This window comes from Pseudomonas grimontii (genome assembly GCF_007858185.1).
Taxonomy (GTDB): domain Bacteria; phylum Pseudomonadota; class Gammaproteobacteria; order Pseudomonadales; family Pseudomonadaceae; genus Aquipseudomonas; species Aquipseudomonas grimontii.
Map to the genome: position 1 here is coordinate 12,140 of NZ_VFES01000026.1, position 21,262 is coordinate 33,401.

22 protein-coding genes are annotated in these 21,262 nt (G+C 62.4%); 11 read left to right on the forward strand and 11 right to left on the reverse strand.

Features of this window, described 5'->3' with window-relative positions; translation table 11 throughout:
* Window positions 1-27 precede the first annotated feature (27 nt).
* On the reverse strand, window positions 28-1,893 hold the full coding sequence (locus FIV39_RS28245; protein ID WP_090403194.1) for a phytase: 1,866 nt from the start codon (window positions 1,891-1,893) through the stop codon (window positions 28-30).
* Between the two features lie 143 nt (window positions 1,894-2,036).
* Window positions 2,037-4,550: a TonB-dependent receptor gene (locus tag FIV39_RS28250; protein WP_090403192.1), complete on the reverse strand. Its 2,514-nt coding sequence runs from the start codon at window positions 4,548-4,550 to the stop codon at window positions 2,037-2,039.
* 549 nt (window positions 4,551-5,099) lie between these two features.
* Between FIV39_RS28250 and FIV39_RS28255 the strand changes: the two genes are divergently transcribed.
* Complete coding sequence (locus FIV39_RS28255; protein ID WP_090403190.1) at window positions 5,100-6,014, forward strand: GGDEF domain-containing protein; 915 nt, start codon at window positions 5,100-5,102, stop codon at window positions 6,012-6,014.
* A gap of 1 nt (window position 6,015) precedes the next feature.
* Entirely contained in the window at window positions 6,016-7,053 is a 1,038-nt protein-coding gene (locus FIV39_RS28260) for an AraC family transcriptional regulator (RefSeq protein ID WP_090403188.1), read from the forward strand.
* On the opposite strand, the gene FIV39_RS28265 is transcribed toward FIV39_RS28260, so the two are convergent.
* From FIV39_RS28265 to FIV39_RS28285, 5 genes are all read right to left on the reverse strand, one after another.
* Window positions 7,040-7,921: a LysR family transcriptional regulator gene (locus FIV39_RS28265; RefSeq protein WP_090403186.1), complete on the reverse strand. Its 882-nt coding sequence runs from the start codon at window positions 7,919-7,921 to the stop codon at window positions 7,040-7,042. The genes FIV39_RS28260 and FIV39_RS28265 overlap by 14 nt on opposite strands.
* 180 nt (window positions 7,922-8,101) lie before the next feature.
* Complete coding sequence (gene ycaC / locus FIV39_RS28270) at window positions 8,102-8,719, reverse strand: isochorismate family cysteine hydrolase YcaC (protein WP_027607149.1); 618 nt, start codon at window positions 8,717-8,719, stop codon at window positions 8,102-8,104.
* A 28-nt stretch (window positions 8,720-8,747) separates the two neighbouring features.
* Window positions 8,748-10,586, reverse strand: coding sequence for an amidohydrolase (locus tag FIV39_RS28275; protein WP_090403184.1), 1,839 nt, complete (start codon window positions 10,584-10,586; stop codon window positions 8,748-8,750).
* A complete protein-coding gene (locus FIV39_RS28280; protein WP_090403182.1) occupies window positions 10,583-11,173 on the reverse strand; it encodes an antibiotic biosynthesis monooxygenase in 591 nt (196 codons plus the stop codon). The genes FIV39_RS28275 and FIV39_RS28280 overlap by 4 nt, the downstream gene beginning before the upstream one ends.
* Before the next feature lie 106 nt (window positions 11,174-11,279).
* Window positions 11,280-11,867 (reverse strand): NUDIX domain-containing protein, encoded by a 588-nt coding sequence (locus FIV39_RS28285; protein WP_090403180.1) that lies wholly within the window; start codon window positions 11,865-11,867, stop codon window positions 11,280-11,282.
* Between the two features lie 191 nt (window positions 11,868-12,058).
* Between FIV39_RS28285 and FIV39_RS28290 the strand changes: the two genes are divergently transcribed.
* Window positions 12,059-12,985, forward strand: coding sequence for an alpha/beta hydrolase (locus FIV39_RS28290; RefSeq protein WP_090403178.1), 927 nt, complete (start codon window positions 12,059-12,061; stop codon window positions 12,983-12,985).
* A 195-nt stretch (window positions 12,986-13,180) separates the two neighbouring features.
* Here FIV39_RS28290 and FIV39_RS28295 read toward each other — a convergent pair whose 3' ends face one another.
* Window positions 13,181-14,338 carry an alpha-hydroxy acid oxidase gene (locus FIV39_RS28295; protein ID WP_090403176.1) on the reverse strand — a complete coding sequence of 386 codons (1,158 nt, stop codon included), beginning with the start codon at window positions 14,336-14,338 and terminating at the stop codon, window positions 13,181-13,183.
* Between the two features lie 121 nt (window positions 14,339-14,459).
* Here FIV39_RS28295 and FIV39_RS28300 point away from each other — a divergent pair, with 121 nt between their 5' ends.
* On the forward strand, window positions 14,460-15,245 hold the full coding sequence (locus FIV39_RS28300) for a DeoR/GlpR family DNA-binding transcription regulator (protein ID WP_090403174.1): 786 nt from the start codon (window positions 14,460-14,462) through the stop codon (window positions 15,243-15,245).
* Between the two features lie 180 nt (window positions 15,246-15,425).
* On the opposite strand, the gene FIV39_RS28305 is transcribed toward FIV39_RS28300, so the two are convergent.
* The gene (locus FIV39_RS28305; protein ID WP_090403172.1) at window positions 15,426-15,638 is read right to left on the reverse strand and encodes a hypothetical protein; all 213 of its coding nucleotides are present in this window, start codon (window positions 15,636-15,638) and stop codon (window positions 15,426-15,428) included.
* A gap of 202 nt (window positions 15,639-15,840) precedes the next feature.
* On the opposite strand from FIV39_RS28305, the gene FIV39_RS28310 reads away from it, so the two are divergent.
* On the forward strand, window positions 15,841-16,401 hold the full coding sequence (locus tag FIV39_RS28310) for a type 1 glutamine amidotransferase domain-containing protein (RefSeq protein WP_090403171.1): 561 nt from the start codon (window positions 15,841-15,843) through the stop codon (window positions 16,399-16,401).
* Window positions 16,402-16,462: 61 nt separating this feature from the next.
* Here FIV39_RS28310 and FIV39_RS28315 read toward each other — a convergent pair whose 3' ends face one another.
* Window positions 16,463-16,669: a PLDc N-terminal domain-containing protein gene (locus tag FIV39_RS28315; RefSeq protein WP_028616597.1), complete on the reverse strand. Its 207-nt coding sequence runs from the start codon at window positions 16,667-16,669 to the stop codon at window positions 16,463-16,465.
* 256 nt (window positions 16,670-16,925) lie between these two features.
* Here FIV39_RS28315 and FIV39_RS28320 point away from each other — a divergent pair, with 256 nt between their 5' ends.
* Together FIV39_RS28320 and FIV39_RS28325 are read left to right on the forward strand one after the other, a co-directional pair.
* On the forward strand, window positions 16,926-17,402 hold the full coding sequence (locus FIV39_RS28320) for a hemerythrin domain-containing protein (protein ID WP_090403169.1): 477 nt from the start codon (window positions 16,926-16,928) through the stop codon (window positions 17,400-17,402).
* 68 nt (window positions 17,403-17,470) lie between these two features.
* Window positions 17,471-17,749 carry a hypothetical protein gene (locus tag FIV39_RS28325; protein ID WP_090403167.1) on the forward strand — a complete coding sequence of 93 codons (279 nt, stop codon included), beginning with the start codon at window positions 17,471-17,473 and terminating at the stop codon, window positions 17,747-17,749.
* Here FIV39_RS28325 and FIV39_RS28330 read toward each other — a convergent pair.
* The gene (locus tag FIV39_RS28330; protein ID WP_090403165.1) at window positions 17,738-17,947 is read right to left on the reverse strand and encodes a DUF3079 domain-containing protein; all 210 of its coding nucleotides are present in this window, start codon (window positions 17,945-17,947) and stop codon (window positions 17,738-17,740) included. The genes FIV39_RS28325 and FIV39_RS28330 overlap by 12 nt on opposite strands.
* Window positions 17,948-18,126: 179 nt before the next feature.
* On the opposite strand from FIV39_RS28330, the gene FIV39_RS28335 reads away from it, so the two are divergent.
* Genes FIV39_RS28335 through FIV39_RS28350 form a run of 4 tightly spaced genes read left to right on the forward strand, consistent with a single transcriptional unit; the run spans window position 18,127 to window position 21,181 of the window.
* Window positions 18,127-18,657, forward strand: coding sequence for an iron transporter (locus tag FIV39_RS28335; protein WP_090403163.1), 531 nt, complete (start codon window positions 18,127-18,129; stop codon window positions 18,655-18,657).
* On the forward strand, window positions 18,657-18,980 hold the full coding sequence (locus FIV39_RS28340; RefSeq protein ID WP_090403161.1) for a cupredoxin domain-containing protein: 324 nt from the start codon (window positions 18,657-18,659) through the stop codon (window positions 18,978-18,980). The genes FIV39_RS28335 and FIV39_RS28340 overlap by 1 nt, the downstream gene beginning before the upstream one ends.
* Before the next feature lie 9 nt (window positions 18,981-18,989).
* Window positions 18,990-19,829, forward strand: coding sequence for an FTR1 family iron permease (locus tag FIV39_RS28345; RefSeq protein ID WP_090403159.1), 840 nt, complete (start codon window positions 18,990-18,992; stop codon window positions 19,827-19,829).
* Window positions 19,826-21,181: a 4Fe-4S binding protein gene (locus tag FIV39_RS28350; protein WP_090403158.1), complete on the forward strand. Its 1,356-nt coding sequence runs from the start codon at window positions 19,826-19,828 to the stop codon at window positions 21,179-21,181. The genes FIV39_RS28345 and FIV39_RS28350 overlap by 4 nt, the downstream gene beginning before the upstream one ends.
* Window positions 21,182-21,262 lie beyond the last annotated feature (81 nt).

Genomic DNA, 21,262 nt, shown 5'->3' on the forward strand with positions numbered 1-21,262 from the left:
AAAAAGTGATGACCGGTTGATGACGGTTCACGGCAATTTCAATGCGCGGGTGACCTCGGCCCAGGGCACGAACTTGAAGTTCTGGGTTTGCTCGGGCATGCGCTTGCGTCCGTCCTGCACCACCAGCATGCCTTGGCTCCATGGCCCGCCGAGGTTGATGGCGGTGACTTCCAGGCCATCGGTTTCCGACGCGCCGTCGATACCGGCGGCGGCGTTCAAGCCGACGCGGAAGCCGCCGTGCACGGCGAACGGCGGTTCGGCATCCACCACCAGATAGCTGTCATTGCCTTGGCTGGAGATCACCAGGTAGTCATGCTTATCGCTCTGGTACAGCGCCAGGCCCTCGACATCCGCATGCAGCTGCGGGCCGACCTTGATCACGCTGGTCAGCGTCGCCGGTTGATCGGCGCGCGCATCCACCGTCCACACGCCGACGTCTTCCTCACCGATAAACAGGCGCTGGCGCTGGTCGTCGGCCACGCAGCCTTCGGGTTGGCTGTCGACCTTGAACTGGCGCACCAGCTCGCCGTGCACACGGCCGTCCGGCGCGCTGAGGCGGTATTGCAGGAAGGTGCCGTCCTTGCCGTTGGCAATCGCGTAGATTTCGCCGCTGGCGGGCTGGAACAGGCAAATGCCATAGATTTCCTTGAGCGGCGTGGGCACTTCACCGACCTCACGCAGCTCGCCGCTCTGACGGTCGATGCTGAACAGGCTCAGGCTGTTGTGATCGCGATTGCTCGCCACGGCCATGTCGACCGTTTGCTGGCCGAGCTTGAAACGGGGACGGACGTCCACATTGTTCAGGCGCCCCACTGCCAGTTCCTGCAACAGCTTGCCGTCGAGGTCGTAGGCGAGCAGGCCCTGTTTCTTGTTGGTGCCGAGCACACGGCTTTTGGCCGGTGTTTCGGGGTGAATCCAGATCGCCGGGTCATCCGCCGCATCGCCCTGGCGGCCGACCGGGTCGCTCTGGCGCAAGGCCGCGACTTCCGGCAGCACCGGCGCCGCCGCGACGGGCGTGGCCTGCCAGTCGAGCCTGGCCTGGTAAAGCTTGCCGCTGTCGTCATCGCGCACCAGCAACTGGCGGCCAGTGATCGCCAATTGTTCCGGCTCTTTCAGGCCCGGCAGGCCCAGGCTCGATTGCTCCAGCCAGCGCTCGCCGGTTTGCTGGAACAGGTGCAACCGGGCGGTCTTCGGGTCCAACGCAACCATGCCACCCGGCACCAGCGCCATGGCCCCGGCTTCGCGCTTGGGAGTGTCGAACAGCGCCACCGGCGTGCGTTTCACATCAGCTTCCGGATGCGCCGGGTAGGCCCACCAGCCGACATTCTCTTCATTCACCACCAACTGCTGGGTGGCGTCGTCCACCTGGCAGAACTGCGCCGACGGCGGCAGCGGTACACCGCGTACACGCTGGGCTTCGGTGAGCAGCGTCGAGCCGTTGCCCACCAGCCATTGCTCGCCCTTGCCCTCTTCGCCCACCAGGAAGACAAACAGGTTGGCCGCGGCGTCGCGGTACAGGCACAGGCCATTCACCGGGTAGTCGCGGGTCGGCAGGTACAGCGGCTTGCCCCAGTTTTTGCTGGCGCTGTCCAGGCTGATCAGCAACGCCTGTTGGCGGTCGTTGTCGAGGCTGGCGACCAGCACCTGGGTACCTGCGGCGCGGGTGTCGAGGCTGCTGAAGTTACCGTTGAAACGCGCCAGCTCGGCGCCCTTGCTGTCGAGCAGTTGCAGGCCGTCGCGGGTGCTGGCGGCCACGCGCTCGGTGGCGTTGGGCAGGAAGGCCACGGCTTCGGCCTTCAGGCTGGGTGCCCACGGGGTCAGCGCCAGGTCGGCGGCGAACGCATGGCCGCTGGTGACCAGGGCGATCAGCAGGTACAGCTTGGAAATTCTCATGAACAAACAAATCCTTCGAAAACAATGGAGATCCAATGTGGGAGGGGGTTTGCCCCCGATAAGGGTGTGTCAGTTGATGAATCGTTCACTGATCCACCGCTATCGGGGGCAAGCCCCCTCTCACATTGGAATCTAGGTGTGCGTTAGAAATGGGTGAAGGTCAGGCCCACTTTGTAGGTGGGGCCGTACTCTTCGTATTGGCCGTTGTAGCTGCGGTGGCCGGTGTAGACGAAGTACGACTCATCGGTGAGGTTCTGGGCCTCGAAGCTGACTTGCAGGTTCTTGGTCAGCGAGTAGCGCGCGCTGAAGTCGACGAAGGTCTGCGCGTCGACGTGCAGGTCGTGGGCCTTGTCGTTGATCGAGGCCAGTTCATACAGGTAGGCCGATTTGTAGTTGGCCGAGAGGCGCAGGCTGAGCTTGTCGTCTTCCCAGCCGAGCATCAGGTTGCCGACGGTGTCCGACTGGTTGGGCAGGCTGATATTGCGCTTGCGATTGGTGCCGCTGGCGGCGTCGAAACCTTCGATATCGGCGCTGGAGCGGCTGAAGGTGCTGTTGGCGCCGATCAGCAAACCGTTCCACGGTGCGGGCAGCCAGTCGAACTTCTGTGAGTAGGCCAGTTCCAGCCCGTAGAGCTTGGCGCTGTCGCCGTTGGCGTAGGTGTGGGCCTCGGCGAAGTTGGTCCAGGCGCCGGTACCGGAGAGGTCGGTGTTGTAGACGAAGTTCTTGATGTCCTTGTAGAACACGAACGCCGACACGGTCCCGGCACGGCCCATGAAGTGCTCGATGCCCAGGTCGAGGTTGCTCGACTCCAGCGGTTTGAGGTCCGGGTTGCCGAAGGTGGCTTCGTCATCGTCGATCACGAAACCCGGCGCCAGCTGGCCGAACGTCGGGCGCACCACCGACTTGGTCCAGGCCGCGCGCACCTGGGTGTTCTTGTCGATCTGATAGCGCGCATGCAGGCCCGGCAGCCAATGGTGATAGCGGCGCTTGGTCTCGGTGGCCGTGAACACGCCATCGGTGGCGCCAGTGCCCTTGGCTTCGAACTCGGTGCCTTCGTAGCGCAGGCCGGCGATAAAGCGCCAGTCGTCGACATCGATGGTGTTCATCAGGTAGCCGGCGTTGATGTCTTCGCGGATGGTGAAGTCGTTGACCCGCGATTCGGTCTCGTCATAGAAGTCCGCCGGGTTGAGGCTGCCGATCAGCTGCTTGATGGCGCTGGGGCTGATGCCGGGGCCGTAGTTGCCCAGGCGATAGTCGACGCTGCCCTTCTGGAACCGGGTGAGGTTGAGTTGGTCGGCGGTGAAACCGAGGGTGTCGAAGTCTTCGTAGACCCAGGCTTCCAGGTCGTTGTCCTTGTTGCGGCGGCTGACCTTGCCACCGAACTTGACCTGGGACGCATAACCGCTCAGGTCGTAGTCGCGGGCCAGGTCCAGGCGCAGGTTTTTCTCGGTGTCCTTGGTGTTCTGTTTTTCCCAGTCGACTTTGTCGAGGCTGAAGTTGCTCGCGTCGTAGAAGCCGCTGCCGATGATCGGGCGGGGCTTGTCCTTGTCGTAGAAACCGCTGTTGGCAAAGTCACCGCCGTCGAAGGTGGCGCCTGCGATATGCGCCGGGCTGTCTTCGCTGGACTGGCTGTAGCCGGCCTGGCCGCTGAGGGTCCAGAGGCCGAGCATGCGTTCGCCGCCGAACACATAGGATTGGATTTCCTGGGTTTCCTCACGGTTTTTAAGCTTGCGCTTGCCCTCGGCATCGCCCAGTTGGCCTGGGGCCTGGGGGTCGGCAAACTCGATGCTGGTGGAGTTGCGGGTTTCGGTGTCGGTGTAGCGGCTGTAGAGGGTGCGCAGGTAGTAGCTGCTGAGGTCATCGGGCTTGTAGTCGAAGTTCAGGCCACCGCCGGCGCGTTCGCGGCTGATGTCGTAGTCGCGCTGTTCGAACTCGTTGAGCCGGGCGCCGTCGGTGAAGTCCCAGGCGCCGCCGGTTTCGACGTTGTCCGAGCCGAAGTCACGCTTTTGCCAACTGAGGGCGGCGGCGACGCCGAAGTTGTCGATGCCGTCGCCGAGGCTGAAACGGTTACTGGCGGCGCCGGAGAATTTCGGGCTGGTCTGGCTCGTGTTCTTGTCGTAGCTGGCTTCGGTGCTGCCGGTGTAGAACAAACCTTTATGGTCGAAGGCCGAGAGGCTTTGCACGTCGACGGTGCCGCCGAGGGAGTTGGCGTCCATGTCCGGGGTGAGGGTCTTGATCACCGACAGCGACTGCACCAGCTCCGAGGGCAGCACATCGAGGGCCACGGCGCGGCGCGCGCTTTCCGGGGCGGGCACCAGGGTGCCGTTGATGGTCACGCTGTTGAGGTCCGGGCCCAGGCCACGCACGCTGACAAAACGCCCTTCGCCCTGGTCGCGCTCGACACTGATGCCCGGCAGGCGCTGCACCGCTTCGGCGACGTTTTCATCCGGCAACTGGGCCACGCCGTCGGCATGCACCACGCTCTTGATGCTGTCGGCGCTGCGCTGCTCCTTGAGCGCCTGGTCCATAGCGGCAGCCTGGCCGACCACTTCGACGTGCTCGGTGGCGCTCGCTTCGGCGGCGCTCAACCGTTCACTGGCCATCGCCAGGGCCAAGGCGGTAAGCGTAAAGCTGACGAGCCTGGTGCGCTTGTACATGCAATCCTCCCCAAGAATCCGTTGGCGCCAGGCAAGAGGCCCGGCAACTGGGAGGGCAAGCTAGGGGTGGGGGATGACCGTTCTGTGACAGGGGTCGGCGCGAAGCCCCGTAAACCGGGGGTTTTGCCCGAACCCGGACGTGGAATGAGCTGATATGACCTGTGGAGATCCCCTGTGGGAGAGGGCTTGCCCCCGATAGCGGTGGGTCAGCTGGCCTATCTGTCGACTGATACACCGCCATCGGGGCATAAGTATCTACACAACTTCAGTAGGATAACGCGTAGCAGCTGTCGAGCCTTGGCGAGGCTGCGTTTGCGGCGCGTCTGACACACCGCCGACGCAGCCTCGCCAAGGCTCGACAGCTGCTACACAGGGGGCTCGGCTCAAGATGTGTAGATACTTATGCATCGGGGGCAAGCCCCCTCCCACATTTTTTGATCTCCAGTGTGTTTGAGATGAGCTGATTCGACCCACCCCCACCGTCATCCAACGGTCACATCCATCTGCTGTGCTGGCGCCCATCGCTCATTTTCCCAAGGACCCGCGGCCATGTTTTCCGTGCTCAAGCCCCACCGCTGGAAGCTCTCGTTGCTGCTGATCGCCGCCAACCTCGGGTTGATCCTGCACCTGGCCTGTGGCGAATTGAAAAGCGTCAGCGAATGGGTGTGGCTGGATATTTTCGGCGAAGGCGGTTCCGCCCTGCTCGCCCTGGTGTGGCTGGGCCTGGTGCTCAAAAGCCGCCCCGCCGGGCGCGTCACCAATTACCTGGCGCTGGGCCTGGCATGCATCTTTTTCTCCTGGTGGATCGACAGCCTCGACGAATTTATCCGCCTGCCCGACAGCATCACCTGGGACCATTGGCTCGAGTCCGGACCGATGCCGGTGGGCATGATCCTGCTGACCATCGGCATCTACCACTGGCACCGCGAACAACTGGCGATCAGCGCGCAGATGGAAAAACGCGAGCGACTGTTCCGTGAGCATCGGCTGTTCGACAAACTCACGCCGCTGGCCGGCGCCGATTACCTCAAGCGCCAGTTGGCCGACAGCCTGCAAGACAGCCGCGACCAGCAACAACCGCTGTCGCTGCTGGCCCTGGACCTGGACAACTTCGCCGCCATCAACCAGGCCTACGGGCATGCCGAAGGCGACGCGGTGTTGCAGGCCCTCAGCCATTTGCTGCTGCTCAACCTGCGCCGCCAGGACCTGCTGTGCCGCCTGGCCGGCGACCGTTTTGTGGTGCTGCTGCCCAACACCGGCGAACGCCAGGCCAAGGAGCTGGCGCTGGAGTTGCAGCAAGCGGTGCGCGGCCTGGCCCACAAGACCCGGCAACAAGGCGAACGCCTGCAACTGGCCGCGACCACCGCCGTGGTCATGGCGCTTGAAGAACCGCCCCAGGACTTGCTCAAGCGCCTGAACCTGGCGTTGGCCAGGGCCAAACAACCGCTTGCGAAAAGTGCCTGAGATGGCCGTGAAAACCAGCTGGTATGAAGCCGACAGCCGCTTCATCCCCGGGCATTACCAACCCGCCACGCTGATCGACCTGGCCTTGTCCCGCGACATCGACAGCCATCGCCTGCTGCGCGGCACCGGGCTGTTTCACGAGGACATCCTGGCCGGCACCGCGCAGCTGAGCCCGCAGCAGTTTTTCGGTTTGATCGGCAACAGTCGCAAGTTATTGGACGCCGACGACAGCAGCTTCCTGTTTGGCCAGCGCCTGCTACCCGGCTATTACGGCGCCGCCAGCCACGCCCTTGGCCATGCGCAGAACCTGCACCAGGCCCTGGAGATCCTGATCCAGCAACAGGTGCTGCTCAGCCCGTTGGCCACCCTGCAACTGGAGCTGGATGAGCACCACGCCTACCTGTACTGGCTGGACAGTTGCGGCGCCGGCGAACATTGGCGCTTTCTGCTGGAAGCCAGCATGACCTCGCTGGTTGCCATGAGCCAATGGCTCAGCGGCGAGCGCCTGCCGTGGGCGTGCAGCTTCAGCCATGCCGAACCGCGTTATATCGAGCAGTACTGGGTGCACCTGGGCGAAGACACGCGCTTCGAGCGCCCGCTGGACATGATGACTATCCCGCGCGAATACCTTACCCGTGCCTGGCCTGGTGCCTCGGCCACGGCCGGCCAGGTTGCGCGTCGGCAAGCCCGCGAGCAGATCGAACAGTTGGGCTTTGCCGGCAGTTTTCTCGACTGCCTCTACGAGTACCTGCGCGACCAGGTGCGCCAGCCGCCCAGCCTGGAACAGGCGGCCCAGGCCTTCGCCATGAGCCCGGCGACCCTCAAGCGCAAGTTGCACAAGCACGACACCGGTTTTCAGCAGCAGGTGGACCGGGTGCGCAAGCAGGTGGCGTTGCACCTTTACCAGGTCAAGGGCTACAGCAATGATGAAGTGGCGGCGTACCTGAACTTCAACGATGCAGCGAACTTCCGACGTTCGTTCAAGCGCTGGACCGGCAGCACCCCAAACCTTATCCGCCAGCTGTTCAACAGCCGCTAGCCAGGCGTTCGCGCAAAAACTCCACCAGCGCCTGCACCGGCCGTGAGCTTTGCCGGTGCTGGGGATACACCGCCGACAGGGTCAGGGCTTCGGGGGCAAAGTCATCGAGGACGGTGACCAGGCGCCCGTCCTTCAAGGCGTCGCCGACGATAAAGGTCGGCAAGTAGGTCACGCCCAGCCCGGCGATGGCGGTGTCGCGCAGCAGGTCGCCGTTGTTCACGCGCATGCGGCCGCTGACATGCAGGGCCTGCAACTTGCCCTTGAAGCGCCATTGCACCTGGCGGCCATGGCCGTAGGGCAGGCAGTCGTGCTCGGCGAGGTCCTCGGGTTTTTGCGGGGTGCCACGCAGGGCCAGATAGTCGGGACTGGCGCAATACACACGGGGGATGCTGGCGATACGGCGGGCGATCAGGGTGGAATCTTCCAGGGTGCCGATCCGCAGCACCAGGTCGTAGCCTTCGCCAATCAGGTCCACGGGACGGTCGCTGAGATCAACCTCCACCGAGACCAGCGGATGGCGCTGCAAAAACAGCGGCAGCAGGCAACCGAGGTGGGCCATGGCAAACGACAACGGTGCGCTGAGGCGCAGGGTGCCGCGTGGTTCGCTGTTCTGGCCGGCGATGCCCTGCTCCACTTGCTCGACTTCACCGAGCAGGCGCAAGGCGGATTCGTAGTAACTCTGGCCCAGGGGCGTGACATCCAGGCGGCGTGTGGAACGGTTGAGCAGGCGCACGCCGAGGCGGTCTTCCAGCTGGATCAGGCGGCGGCTGACGAATTGCTTGGACAGGCCCAACTGTTCGGCGGCGGCGGTGAAGCTGCCGGATTCCATGACCTGGCAAAACAGGCGCATGTCTTCGAAGGGGTTCATTGTCGCTTCTCGGTGGACGATGGGCTGATTTATAACTGGATGGTCGCAACACCACAAATCAAATGTGGGAGGGGGCTTGCCCCCGATAGCAGTGGATCAGTCAAAAATATTCAGACTGACACACCGCAATCGGGGGCAAGCCCCCTCCCACAAGGGATTACCTACAGGCTTGAGAACAGCTTACTTGGCCGTGAACGCCGAGTAGCTGTTCATCAGGTTGCGGTAGTTGGGGATGCGCGGCGACAGCAGGTTGGCCAGGCCTTCCATGTCGTTGCGCCAGTCCACTTGCAGCTCGCAGGCCACGGCGAACCAGTTCACCAGTTGCGCACCGGCGGCGGTCATACGCGCCCAGGCGGCTTGTTGCACGGTTTCGTTGAAGGTGCCGGAGGCGTCGGTGACCACGAACACCTCGAAGCCTTCGTCGAGGGCGCACAGGGTCGGGAACGCTACGCACACATCCGTCACCACACCGGCAATGATGATCTGCTTGCGGCCGGTAGCCTTGACGGCCTTGACGAAATCTTCGTTGTCCCAGGCGTTGATCTGGCCAGGGCGGGCGATGTACGGCGCGTCCGGGAAGAGTGCCTTGAGCTCTGGCACCAGTGGGCCGTTAGGACCGCCTTCAAAACTGGTGGTCAGGATGGTCGGCAGGTTGAAGAACTTCGCCACGTCGGCCAGGGCCAGTACGTTGTTCTTGAATTCGTTGGGGGAGAAATCCTGCACCAGGGAGATCAGGCCGGTCTGGTGATCCACCAACAGCACCACCGCGTCATCTTTGTTCAAGCGCTTGTAAGTCATGGGGGTAACTCCTTTGTGGGTTTAGGTATCAGAACGCAAAGCACGAGCAGCCAAACGCACCCCAGAAGCCCTGGAAGTCGCTGACCGGCACGCTGGAAAGGCGCGCCTTTTCGTGGCTGTGGGAATGCACGCCGCATGGGCCGCTGCATTGGTGTACTTGAGCTTGCAAAGGCGAACTCGGGCGCCAGTGCCCCGGCACCTTGACCACCGGCGACCAGTCTGGCAGCACCGGCACGCGCGGCGGTGCGTAGTCTTCGAAGTCGCCGGCGCCGTAGACCACCTTGCCGCCCACGACAGTGAGCACCGATTCGATCCACTTGATGGCTTCTTCATCGACGCTGAAAAAGTCCGCCGACAGCGCCGCCACGTCCGCCAACTGGCCGACCTTGATCTGGCCTTTCTTGCCCTGCTCGGACGAGAACCAGGCGCTGCCATGGGTGAACAGCTCCAGCGCGGTGAGGCGCGGCAGGCCTTCGGCGTGCAGTTCCAGGCCACCGACGGTGCGGCCACTGACCATCCAGTACAGCGAGGTCCACGGGTTGTAGCTCGAGACCCGCGTGGCATCGGTGCCCGCCCCCACCGGCACGCCTTCAGCCAGCATGCGCTTGATCGGTGGCGTGGCTTCGGCGGCCTTGGCGCCGTAGCGCTCGACAAAGTATTCGCCCTGGAACGCCATGCGGTCCTGGATCGCAATACCACCACCGAGGGCGCGCACCCGCTCGATATTCTTCGGGGTGATGGTTTCGGCATGGTCGAAGAACCACGGCAAGCCATTGAACGGGATGTCGCGGTTGACCTTCTCGAACACATCGAGCATGCGCGAGATGGACTCGTCATACGTGGCATGCAGGCGGAACGGCCAGCGCTGTTCCACCAGGTGGCGCACCACCGGTTCCAACTCCTGTTCCATGGTCAGCGGCAGGTCCGGGCGAGGTTCGAGGAAGTCTTCAAAGTCGGCCGCGGAGAACACCAGCATCTCGCCGGCGCCGTTGTGACGCAGGTAGTCATCGCCCTGGTGCAGGGTGACGCTGCCGGTCCAGTTCTTGAAGTCGCTGAGTTCTTCCTTGGGCTTCTGGGTGAACAGGTTGTAGGCGATGCGCACCGTCAACTGTTCATCCTTGGCCAGTTGTTCGATCACCGCGTAGTCATCGGGGTAGTTCTGGAAACCACCGCCGGCATCGATGGCGCTGGTCAGGCCGAGGCGATTGAGTTCACGCATGAACTGGCGGGTGGAGTTGACCTGGTATTCCAGTGGCAGTTTCGGGCCTTTGGCCAAGGTCGAGTAGAGGATCATCGCGTTGGGTCGCGCCACCAGCATGCCGGTGGGGTTGCCGTTGCTGTCGCGCACGATCTCGCCACCCGGTGGGTTCGGCGTGTCCTTGGTGTAGCCGGCCACGCGCAGGGCGGCGCGGTTGAGCAAGGCGCGGTCATACAGGTGCAGCACGAACACCGGGGTATCCGGCGCGGCCTGGTTGAGTTCTTCCAGGGTCGGCATGCGTTTTTCGGCGAACTGGAATTCGTTCCAGCCGCCCACCACCCGCACCCATTGCGGCGTAGGAGTACGGTCGGCCTGCTCCTTGAGCATGCGCAGGGCATCGGCCAGGGACGGCACGCCTTCCCAGCGCAGCTCGAGGTTGTAGTTCAGCCCGCCACGGATCAGGTGCAGGTGCGAGTCATTGAGGCCGGGGATCACGGTGCGGCCCTTGAGGTCGATGACCTGGGTGCCGCTGCCACGCAGGGCCATGGCCTCGCCATCGGTGCCGACGGCAACAAAGCGTCCCTCGCGGATGGCGACGGCGGTTGCCCGTGGATTTTCACGGTCCACGGTGTGGAACTGGCCATTGAACAGAATCAGATCGGCGTTCATAGGGTTTCCTTTACAGAGGCTTCAAGCCAGGGAGCGAACAGGCGGGTAGCCGCCGGCATCAGCAGGTAGACCACCAGCAGGACGATGGTCACGGTGACCAGGAAGGTCGCGACCACATAGTTGGAGAGGAACGGGTGCAGGCCGAGGATCGGGCCCCACACGATCGGCACCAGCAGGGTCAGTGGCAGGATCACGAACAGGGTCACCACCGCCTGTTTCCAGCGCGGCGGCTTGGCGGCGCTGTCGGCCAGGGGCGTGAACCAGAATTCGTTGACCGCACCGATTTCGGTCTTGTCGCCGTCGGCCAGCATTGGCGTGGCTTCGGCGATCAAGGTTTTGCGCTCGGGGGAATTGAGCCAGGTTTCCAGGTCGTCGGTGGAGCGGTAGCGCAATACGCAGGTGAACAGCGTCAAGCCGTTTTGTTTACTGCGCACTACGTCGACACCGAGGTGGCCGGGACGCTCGCCGGCGATACGCACGGTGCGGCGTAGCCAGGCTTCGTAGTCGGCTTCGCGGCCTGTCTTGATCAAGTGTTTGACGACCAGGGTGACGACTTCGTCGGGCCCTGTCTGTGGTGCTGGGTCCATGGTGTGCCCCTCTGCCTAGACGTTTCAGCGATGAGGGGAGTTTGCCGAGGATGGGGGTAGGAAAATTGGATGTACGTGCTGTTTAAGCGGGATCGCTGGAAGGGGTTCACCAACCTTCTTTCAGCATGCGCAACTCCAGGTGCTGCAACAGCATGATGGTCTTGCCGTCGGCGATCTCGCCGCTCTGCACCATGGCCAACGCCTGCTCGAAACCCAGCTCCAGCACCTCGATGTCCTCGCCCTCCTCTTCCAGGCCGCCGCCACTGCCGACCTGGTCCCCCGGCTGGTATTCGCCGAGAAAAAAGTGAATCCGCTCAGTGACCGAGCCTGGGCTCATGAACGCCGCATAGACCTTCTCCACATGCCCGACGCGATAACCGGTTTCCTCCTCCGCCTCGAGGCGAATGCGCTCCTCGGGGCTGGCGTTGTCCAGCAACCCCGCCGCCGCTTCAATCAGATAGCCGTGGTAGTCATTGACGAAGGTGGGCATGCGGAACTGGCGAATCAACAACACCGTGCGTTGCTCGCGGTTGTACAGCAGGATGGTCGCGCCATTGCCGCGGTCATACACCTCGCGGGTCTGGGCTTGCCAACTGCCGTCGCGGCGACGCAGGTCGAAGCTGTATTTTTTCAGCAGGTACCAGTTGTCCGAGAGGGTCTCTTCGGCGGTGATGCGAACGGGGCTGTTGTCCATGGCTGGCTCTTTTTCCAAAGGAGTAATCGGGGTTCACAGTTGTTTGATCTGCCCCACCCTAGCAACCTGTGCAGGGGTTGTTCAATGCTGTAACACTTTGCAAGCAATCAACCTGGGCGGCCGTCGAATTTATACCTGCCTGTGTAGGCCATCTGGTAAAACCCCCACTTCACCTTTGCCCTGGAATCTTCATGCCCTCACGTTTTCTATCGCGCCTGAGCCTGCGCTGGTTTCCCCTGCTGTGCATGGCACTGTTGATCGTCGGCCTGCCAGTGGGCTGCGCGGTGCTGCAACACAAGGAGCGCGAGCTGGTGTTTCGCATCGAGCCCGGCACCGCCAGTTGGTACAGCGGTTTGCCCAAGGCGGTGCAGGAATTCGAACTCAAGCCCGCCAGTTTCAAATCGGGGCAGAACATTCATGGCTGGTGGTACCCGGCAGCTAACAAGGACGCGCCGGCGATCCTCTACTTGCACGGCGTACGCTGGAACCTCACCGGGCAGCTGTTTCGCATCGAGCAATTGCACGCCCTGGGTTACTCGGTGCTGGCCATCGACTATCGCGGTTTCGGCCAGAGCCGTGGCGAACTGCCTTCGGAAACCACGGTGTATGAAGATGCACGCATCGCCTGGGAACGTTTCCAGGTGCTGCAACCGGACCCCGGCAAACGCCTGATCTACGGGCACTCCCTTGGTGGGGCGGTGGCCATCGACCTGGCAGCCGAGCTGGGCCAGCAAACGCCGCTGCCGGTACGTGGGCTGGTGATCGAGTCCACCTTCACCTCCCTGGCCGACGTGGCCGCAGCGGTAGCCAATACCTCGCTGCCGGTGCGCTGGTTGCTGTCGCAGAAGTTCGACTCCATCGACAAGATCGCCGACATCCACATGCCGCTGCTGGTGGTCCATGGCCTGGACGACCGCTACGTGCCGCCGCGTTTCAGCGAGCAACTATTTGAAGCGGCCCGGCAACCCAAACGCCTCTTATTGGTGCCGGGTGCCAGCCACAACAACAGCATGAGCCTGGCCGGTGGCAGCTATCGCCAGGCACTCGACAACCTGATGCAAGCGAAGATGCCAGCCCAGGTGGTCACCCACACTCCAGGTCGCAACAACGAGTCATAAATCTGCTTTTCGGCACTGGGTTCGCGCTTGGCTGTCAAGCGCAAACCCTGCCCATACTGGACATGGCCGGCAGTTGATCAAATATTAACCTTTGGTTAAATCGCCAACCCTGCCGGGCCCTCGCAAAGTTATCCACAGAGATACCCACGGTTTTCGTGGACAACTCTTTTTATTTTTTTACGATTTTTTTGCTCACTAAACGGTTTCGGGGAATGTACCCGGCAGCAAAATCTCGCGATTCACAGCGCGTATATCGTTATAGCCACACAGTGCCATCGTCACGTCCAGCTCACGGGCAATGATGTCGAGTGCCTTGGTCACCCCCGCTTCGCCCATCGCGCCCAAACCATACAAATGCGGGCGACCGATCATGGTGCCTTTGGCGCCGAGTGCCATCGCTTTGAGCACGTCCTGGCCGGAGCGAATGCCGCCGTCCAGCCACACTTCAATCCGCTCGCCCACCGCTTCGACAATCGCCGGCAACTGGCTGATGCTCGACGGTGCACCATCCAACTGGCGGCCACCGTGGTTGCTCACCACCAGTGCATCGGCACCGGAGTTGGCGGCCAGGCGCGCGTCCTCCACATCGAGGATGCCCTTGATGATCAGCTTGCCGCCCCAGCACTTCTTGATCCACTCCACATCGTCCCAGCTCAGGCGCGGGTCGAATTGCTGGGCGGTCCACGATGACAGCGAACTCATGTCCGCCACACCCTTCACATGCCCGACGATATTGCCGAAGCCACGCCGTTGGGTGCCGAGCATGCCCATCACCCAGCGTGGCTTGGTGGCCATGTTGAGGATGTTCGGCAAGGTCAGCCTGGGCGGCGCCGAGAGGCCGTTGATCAAGTCCTTGTGGCGTTGCCCGAGGATCTGCAGGTCCAGCGTCAGCACCAGCGCATCCACGCCGGCCGCCTTGGCACGTTCGATCAGTTGCTCGACAAACGCGCGGTCGCGCATCACATACAGCTGGAACCAGAACGGCTTGCCGACCTGTTCGGCGATGTCCTCCAACGAGCAAATACTCATGGTCGACAAGGTGTAGCGCAGGCCAAACGCGGCGGCGGCACGCGCGGTAAGAATCTCGCCATCGGCATGCTGCATGCCGGCCAGGCCCGTGGGTGCGAGGGCCACCGGCATGGCCACGTCCTGGCCGATCATGGTGGCGCGGATCGAGCGTTCATCGATATTGCGCGCCACGCGCTGGCGGAATTTGATCCGGGCAAAATCGCTTTCATTGGCCCGGTAGGTGCTCTCAGTCCAGGACCCGGAGTCGGCGTAATCGTAGAACATCCGTGGAACACGTTTTTGCGCCAGCTTGCGTAAATCTTCGATGGTTGTAATCAACGACATCTAGGTCACCTCTCCCTGAACTGAGCACAGAGAGTAACCGCGCAACAGGTGGGCAACCAGCCATTGCGTTTATATCGACCGCGGACTAATCTCGCACAAACCCGCAAAAAAGCGCATAAACATGCACAATACTCATCACGCCATCGACCTGCCTTCCCTGCGCAAACAAAAGATCCTGTTATTGCTGGAGCGCGACGGCAAAGTCACCGCTTCGGAATTGGTGGACCACTTCGCCGTGTCCCAGGACACCATCCGCCGCGACCTCGGCGAACTCGCCGCCGCCGGCCTGTTGCAGCGCGTGCACGGTGGCGCGCTGCCACGGCCCAAGGACACCGGCAAGGACTTCTTCACCCGTGTCGGCGAGACCAATGAAGCCAAGCGTCAACTCGCGCAACTCGCCGCCGACCAGGTGGAAGACGGCCAGATCGTACTGTTCGATTCCGGCTCCACCACCTTGCAGATCGCCCAGTCATTGCCGCGCTCGATCCGCCTCACGGTCGTCACGCCGTCACCGATGATCGCCATCGCCCTGGCGGACCATCCCACGGTAAAAGTGATACTCGCCGGCGGCCAACTCAACCCGGCCACCTTGTCTACCAGCGGCCAGGAAAGCGTGCGCCTGATCCAGAGTATCAAGGCCGACCTGCTGTTTACCGGGGTGTGCGCACTGCACCCGCAAGTGGGCATCAGCTCGCTGCATTTTGATGAGGTGGCGGTCAAACAGGCCCTGCTCGACAGCGCCTCCCATGTGGTGGCGGTGACCATGGCCGACAAACTCGGTGCGGTTGAACCGTTTGTGGTGGCGCCGTGCAACCGTATTCACACGTTAATCACCGAGTGGCATGTGCCGAGTGTGGAGGCGTATGAGCGGTTAGGGTTGGAGGTGTTGCGAGTCGATACCGAGTAGGAACAGGGGGTCAAGATTGGCTTTTGTGGCGAGCGGGCTTGCCCCGCGTTGGGGCGCGTAGCGGCCCCACATAAGGTCACCGCCACTATCCTGCCTAAACGCGGTGGCAGGTTTCAGGGCCGCTTGCCACAAAAAGGATGTAGGTGCTCTTGCCGGCGTACTCGGCGTTCAGCTTGGCAATCAGTGCCCCAGCTTGCGCTCGGCCTTGGTAGCCTGCTCGTTGATGGCATCGGTCTGGCGTTCGGTGTCTTTGATCGAGGTGGGCGTCAACACCTTATCGACGGTTTCGGTCTTTGGATTCGGGCGTTCCAGGGTCTGGCCTTTGGAGGCTTTTTCAGTGCCTTTCTGAGCGTCTTCAGAACTGATCGGCGCGGGGGTTTTGTCGGCAGTCATGGTCTCTCTCCAAGGGGTCGAAGGCCCACGAAAAAGCGCGGGCACTTATGCAGCAGAGGCCGGTGGATTTGGATAGTTCAAGGAAATTGCCCGCGCCAACCGCCGGCGAAATAAGCGCAAATTAATTTAAACCTTTGCCGCCCGGACTCGATCCACTCTCCCATATCGCGTCTTTAATCCACCCCTCAGGAGACACTCGATCATGAGTTCACACCTTAACGGCAAGAAGATTCTGATCATCACCTCCAACACCGGCATCGAGCGCGACGAGCTGCTCAAGCCCCTGGACGCCTTGCGCGGCTACGGCGCCACGGTGACCCACGCTTCGAGCAAAGGCGGTACCACCCAGACCTTTGTCGGCGACACCGAGAAAGACAAAACAGTGGAGTCCGACGTGCAGCTGTCGGACGTCGTGAGCAGCGACTTTGACGCCCTGGTCATCCCTGGCGGTACCGTCAATGCCGACACCCTGCGCCAGGATGCGGCGGCGCTGCGCCTGATCAAGGACTTCACCGAAGCCGGTAAAACCATCGCGGCGATCTGTCACGGCCCATGGACGCTGATCGACGCTGGCGTGATCAAGGGCAAGACCCTGACCTCCTACAAAAGCGTGCGCATCGACCTGGAAAACGCTGGCGCGGCTGGATGGGTCGATGCCGAAGTCAAGCAGTGCCAGGCCAATGGCTGGACGTTGATCACGTCGCGCACACCCGATGATTTGCCGGCGTTCAACGAGGCGATTGCCAAGGCTGTAGCCGGTTGAACGGTCCCTGTTGAACGTAAACAGGCGCCTCTCGGCGCCTGTTTTTATTTCCCCAAGCCCTTCAGCTTTTACGCTGCTCCGGCATCTCACGCTTGGGCCCGAACATCGCCCAGGCAATCAAGCCAAACAACGGCACAAAGATCAGGATCACCAGCCACAACCCCTTGCTTTCCCAACCACCGGTGCTGCGCAGGACGATATTGATCGCCCACAACTCCAACAGCAGCAGAATCACCGCCAACCCGATCCAGATATATTGAATTTCCATGCATCACCTCCTAGGTCGTATGCGTTAGTTCAAGCATCGGCCGCGAGGGTTCATTTAAATTTTCCTGGGTTGTGGAATGCAACGTGCCCTGCGCCCAACCATGCAACCTGCACGACGGCTACTTCCTCCAATCTTCTTCAACCAGTTGAATTGAAAGACCAATTTAAAATCACTCAAGTTGGTACACCTGATGCACCCCTGCACGGGACGAGGCGTGCATATCGACGCGCCCTGAAATTCCCGTGAGGTGTCACCCATGAATGCCATTGACCTGCTCAAAGCCGACCACGAACGCGTGAAGGCCCTGTTGACTCAACTGAGTGAGTCCACCGAACGTGGGGTGAAAAAACGCACTGAGTTGCTGGCCAAGCTGGAAGCGGAAATCAGTCTGCACACCAAGCTGGAAGAAGAAATTCTCTACCCGGCGTTCAGAAAAGCCGGCGGCAAGGAACAGGACATCATGTACCACGAGGCCAAGGAAGAGCATCGCACCGTCGACTCCCTGGTACTGCCCGACCTGAAGCAAACCGAACCTTCGACCACCGAGTTTTCCGGCCGCGTCAAAGTGGTCAAGGAATTGCTGGAGCACCACATCGAAGAAGAGGAAACCGAGATGTTCCCGCAGGCTAAAAAGCTGCTGGGCAAGGCGCTGCTTGAAGAGTTGGGCGCTGAAATGGAAGCCATGAAAGTCGCGCATAAAAAGTTGCAGTCGAGCAAGCCGATGGCGGCTTGATCGAGGCAGGACCGGAGCCTGGAATTCATCCAGGCTCCTGATACATCCACACGATAGGGGATTGCGTCATGAAGACCAGATTGTCCCAACGGATTGTGCTTATCGTCGGCCTGTCAGCCCTGCTCTCCGGCCCCGCCCTCGCCGCCTTTGGCGATAACCCGGAACCTGCCGCCAACGCCTTGAGTGGCGACAGCGCCGCCGGTTCCGCCCTGCCACCGGGGACCTACCCCAGCAGCCCTTCCGACAGCGACAAAAAAACCAAGGACACCGCCAAACCGCCGAGCAAACCCGCCAAGCCGGCTGACGCCCCTAAAGACGGCAAGGAAAAACCCCGCTCAGGCAGCTGACGGTTCATCCGCAACCGGCGGCTCGGGTGCAAACCCCCAGTCGCCATGCTCGTACCAGTCATCCCCGATCATCTCGGCCGGGTGCATGGTGCGGTCGGCGCCATTGCCGCACGCCAGGTCGGTGGCGGCGCAGTAGCGATCGCAGCCCCAACAAATACGTTCGGGATGCTTGGGGTGCAGCGGAAAAGGCTTGGCCATGCGTGGACTCCCTGGCGACGAACACTTACTGCAACCTACCCCCATAAAGCTTGTGCGACCTTGACCGGCATCAAGCCTGGCCAAGATGAAATATCCTCGAAACTTGACAAGAATCATTATTATTTACTGCTGACCTTCCTAGACTCGGGTTCTCTCCCCTCACCCGTCAGGAAGCCTCCATGCGTAGCCCTTCTTTGTTGTCCCTTGCCCTGCTGCTGAGCACCTCCGTGGCGTTTGCCAAGGAGTACCCCATCGGCGAACCGCAACACTGCCCCGGCCTGGAAATCGGCGCGGTGTACCTGCAACCGATCGAGATGGCCCCCGCCGGGATGATGCGCGCCACGGCCGATTCGGATGTGCACCTGGAGGCCGATGTACGCGCCACGGCGGACAACGCCCAAGGGTTTCAGGAAGGCAGTTTCGTGCCCTACCTCAACCTGTCGTTCACCCTGAAGAAACAGGGCAACGACACCCCCATCAGTGGCGACTTCCACGCCATGGTCGCCAACGACGGGCCGCACTACGGCGATAACGTCAAGCTGCAAGGCCCCGGCAAATACACCCTCACCTTCAGCGTATTGCCGCCCACCGGCCACCACTCCCTGGGCCGTCATACCGACAAGGAAACTGGGGTGGCCCCGTGGTTCGAACGCTGCGAGGTGCACTACGAATTCGTCTACGCCGGCATCGGCAAAAAAGGCGGTTATTGATGCGCCGCGCCCTGTTGCTGGGCGGCCTGCTGCTAAGCGGCGCGGCGATGGCGGCGCCGTTGCCCACCTATGAGCTGAGCCTGCGGGACGGCCATTTCGACCCGCCGCAACTGGTGGTCAAGGCCGATGAGCGTTTCAAGATCGTGCTCAAGAACATCGGCCAAGGCCCGGCCGAATTCGAAAGCACACCGCTGCGGGTCGAGAAGGTGTTGTCTGCGGGGGTGACCACCTTTGTGGTGATCCACCCGCTCAAGCCGGGGTTGTACCCGTTCTTCGACGAGTTCAACCCACAGTTGCCCGAAGGCAGCATCCTCGCCGAATAGGAGCCGTTGATGAATCAATCGATGTTTATTGTCTGGCGTGAAAGCGTCGAGGCCCTGCTGGTGATCGGCATTCTGCAAGTCTGGATCAGCCGCCAGGCCGGCCATGCGCAACTGGCCCGTTTCCTCTGGGCCGGGGTGCTGCTGGGGTTGTTGTGTTCGGCCGGGCTGGCCGGTTTGATGCTCTGGGCCGGTGACACCATGACCGGCCCCCAGGGCGAGTGGCTGCAAGCGGCGTTGACCCTGTTGGCCAGCGGCTTGATGGTGCAGATGGTGTTCTGGATGCACCGCAACGCGGCCACGCTCAAACACACCCTGGTACGCGAGGCCGACGAGCGCCTGGCGCGCCAGGGCGGCTGGGGCGTGCTGTTACTGGCGTTGCTGGCGGTGAGCCGCGAAGGCAGTGAAACCGTGGTGTTTTTGTATGGCGCCGGGGCGCGCCTGCACGATGAGGCGCTGGGCCTTTTCGCCGTCGGCGGTGTGCTCGGCCTGGCATTGGCGGGGCTCACCGTCGTGTTGTTGCGCGGCAGTCGGCGCTTTATCTCCTGGTCACTGTTCTTCGCCCTCAGCGAGGCGCTGCTGTTGCTGCTGGGCGGTGCCTTGCTGGTCGCGGCCGTGGACCGTATCAGCGGGCAACTGCTGGGCATGGACATGCCCGAGTGGGTTTACACCGCCTTTGGTGACAGCCGCTGGGACAGCAGCACACTGCTCAGTGACAGCCATGGCCTGGGCGCGCTGCTGGCCGACTTTGCCGGCTACCGTGCGGCCCCCAGCCTTGTCACCCTGCTGGTCCTGCTCGGCAACTGGCTGTGGGTGGGCAACGGCCTGCGTCGCTCCCGGCACGCGGCATGAGCTGGTTGCAGCAACTGGGCGATGGCATGCGCCGCCATGCCCGGCTGATCCGTGCCATGCAATGGGCGGTGGTGCTGGCGTATGCCGTGCTGCTGGTGCTGCCCACCGTGCTGCCGTTGCCGGACAGCCAGGCGCGCGTGGTGAACAACCTGACGCTGCTCGCGCAATTTATCTTCTGGGGGATCTGGTGGCCGTTCGTGTTGCTGTCGATGGTGCTGTTCGGGCGTCTGTGGTGTGGCGTGCTGTGCCCGGAGGGTTCGCTGAGCGAGTGGGCCAGCCAGCACGGGCGCGGCCTGGGCATACCGCGCTGGCTGCGTTGGGGCGGCTGGCCGACCCTGGGCTTCTGCCTCACCACGCTCTACGGTCAGTTGATCAGCGTGTACGACTACGCCCAGGCGGCGTTGCTGATCCTGGGCGGCTCGACGTTGGCGGCGGTGGTGGTCGGCCTGTTGTTCGTGCGCGGCAAGCGCGTGTGGTGCCGTTACCTGTGCCCGGTGAGCGGCGTGTTCGCCCTGCTCGCCCGCCTGGCGCCAGTGCATTTCGCCGTGGATGAACAACGCTGGAAAGCCAACAATGCCCCGCGCCTGCCGCTGCCCAACTGCGCGCCACTCCTGGACATCCGCCGCCTGCAAGGCGCCAGCGACTGCCACGCCTGTGGTCGTTGCAGCGGGCAACGCGGCGCAGTGCAACTGATCGCCCGCTCGTGCAATCAAGAGATTCTGCAGGCGCCCCATCAACCCGGCTCGCCGTGGGATGCGCGCCTGCTGCTGTTTGGCGTGATCGGCCTGGCCATGGGCGCGTTCCAATGGACCTTGAGCCCGTGGTTTATCGCGCTGAAACAGACACTCGCCGAATGGCTGGTAAGCCGCAACTGGATGTGGCTGTTGCAAGACAACGCCCCCTGGTGGCTGCTCACGCATTACCCGCAACTCAACGACAGTTTCAGCTGGCTCGATGGCCTGTGCATCGTGCTGTACCTGAGTGGCAGCTCACTGCTGATCGGCGGTGGCTGCTGGCTGCTACTGCGCCTGGCCGCGTCTGTGGCGGGAGATCGTGCCCTGTTTTGGCCCCTGGCGCTCACGCTCACGCCCCTGGCTGGTGCAGGGTTATTCCTGGGGCTGTCGGCGACGACGGTGAAGTTGTTGCGTTATGAGGGCTTGGCATTGGCATGGGTGCAACCGGCGCGCGCACTGATGCTGAGCGCCGCGATTGGCTGGTGCTTGTGGTTGGGGTGGCGACAGCTCCAGGGGCTGGAAACCCGGCGCCGTTGCCTCGGGTGGTTGTGCGTACTGCTGAGTAATGGGCTGGTGGGGTGTGGCTGGTGGTTGCAGTTCTGGGGGTGGGCTGGCTGATGTGCAGCGATGCACATGGGAGGTAGTGTCAGTTGATGCAGTTGTTACTGACCCACCGCCATCGGGAGCAAGCCCCCTCCC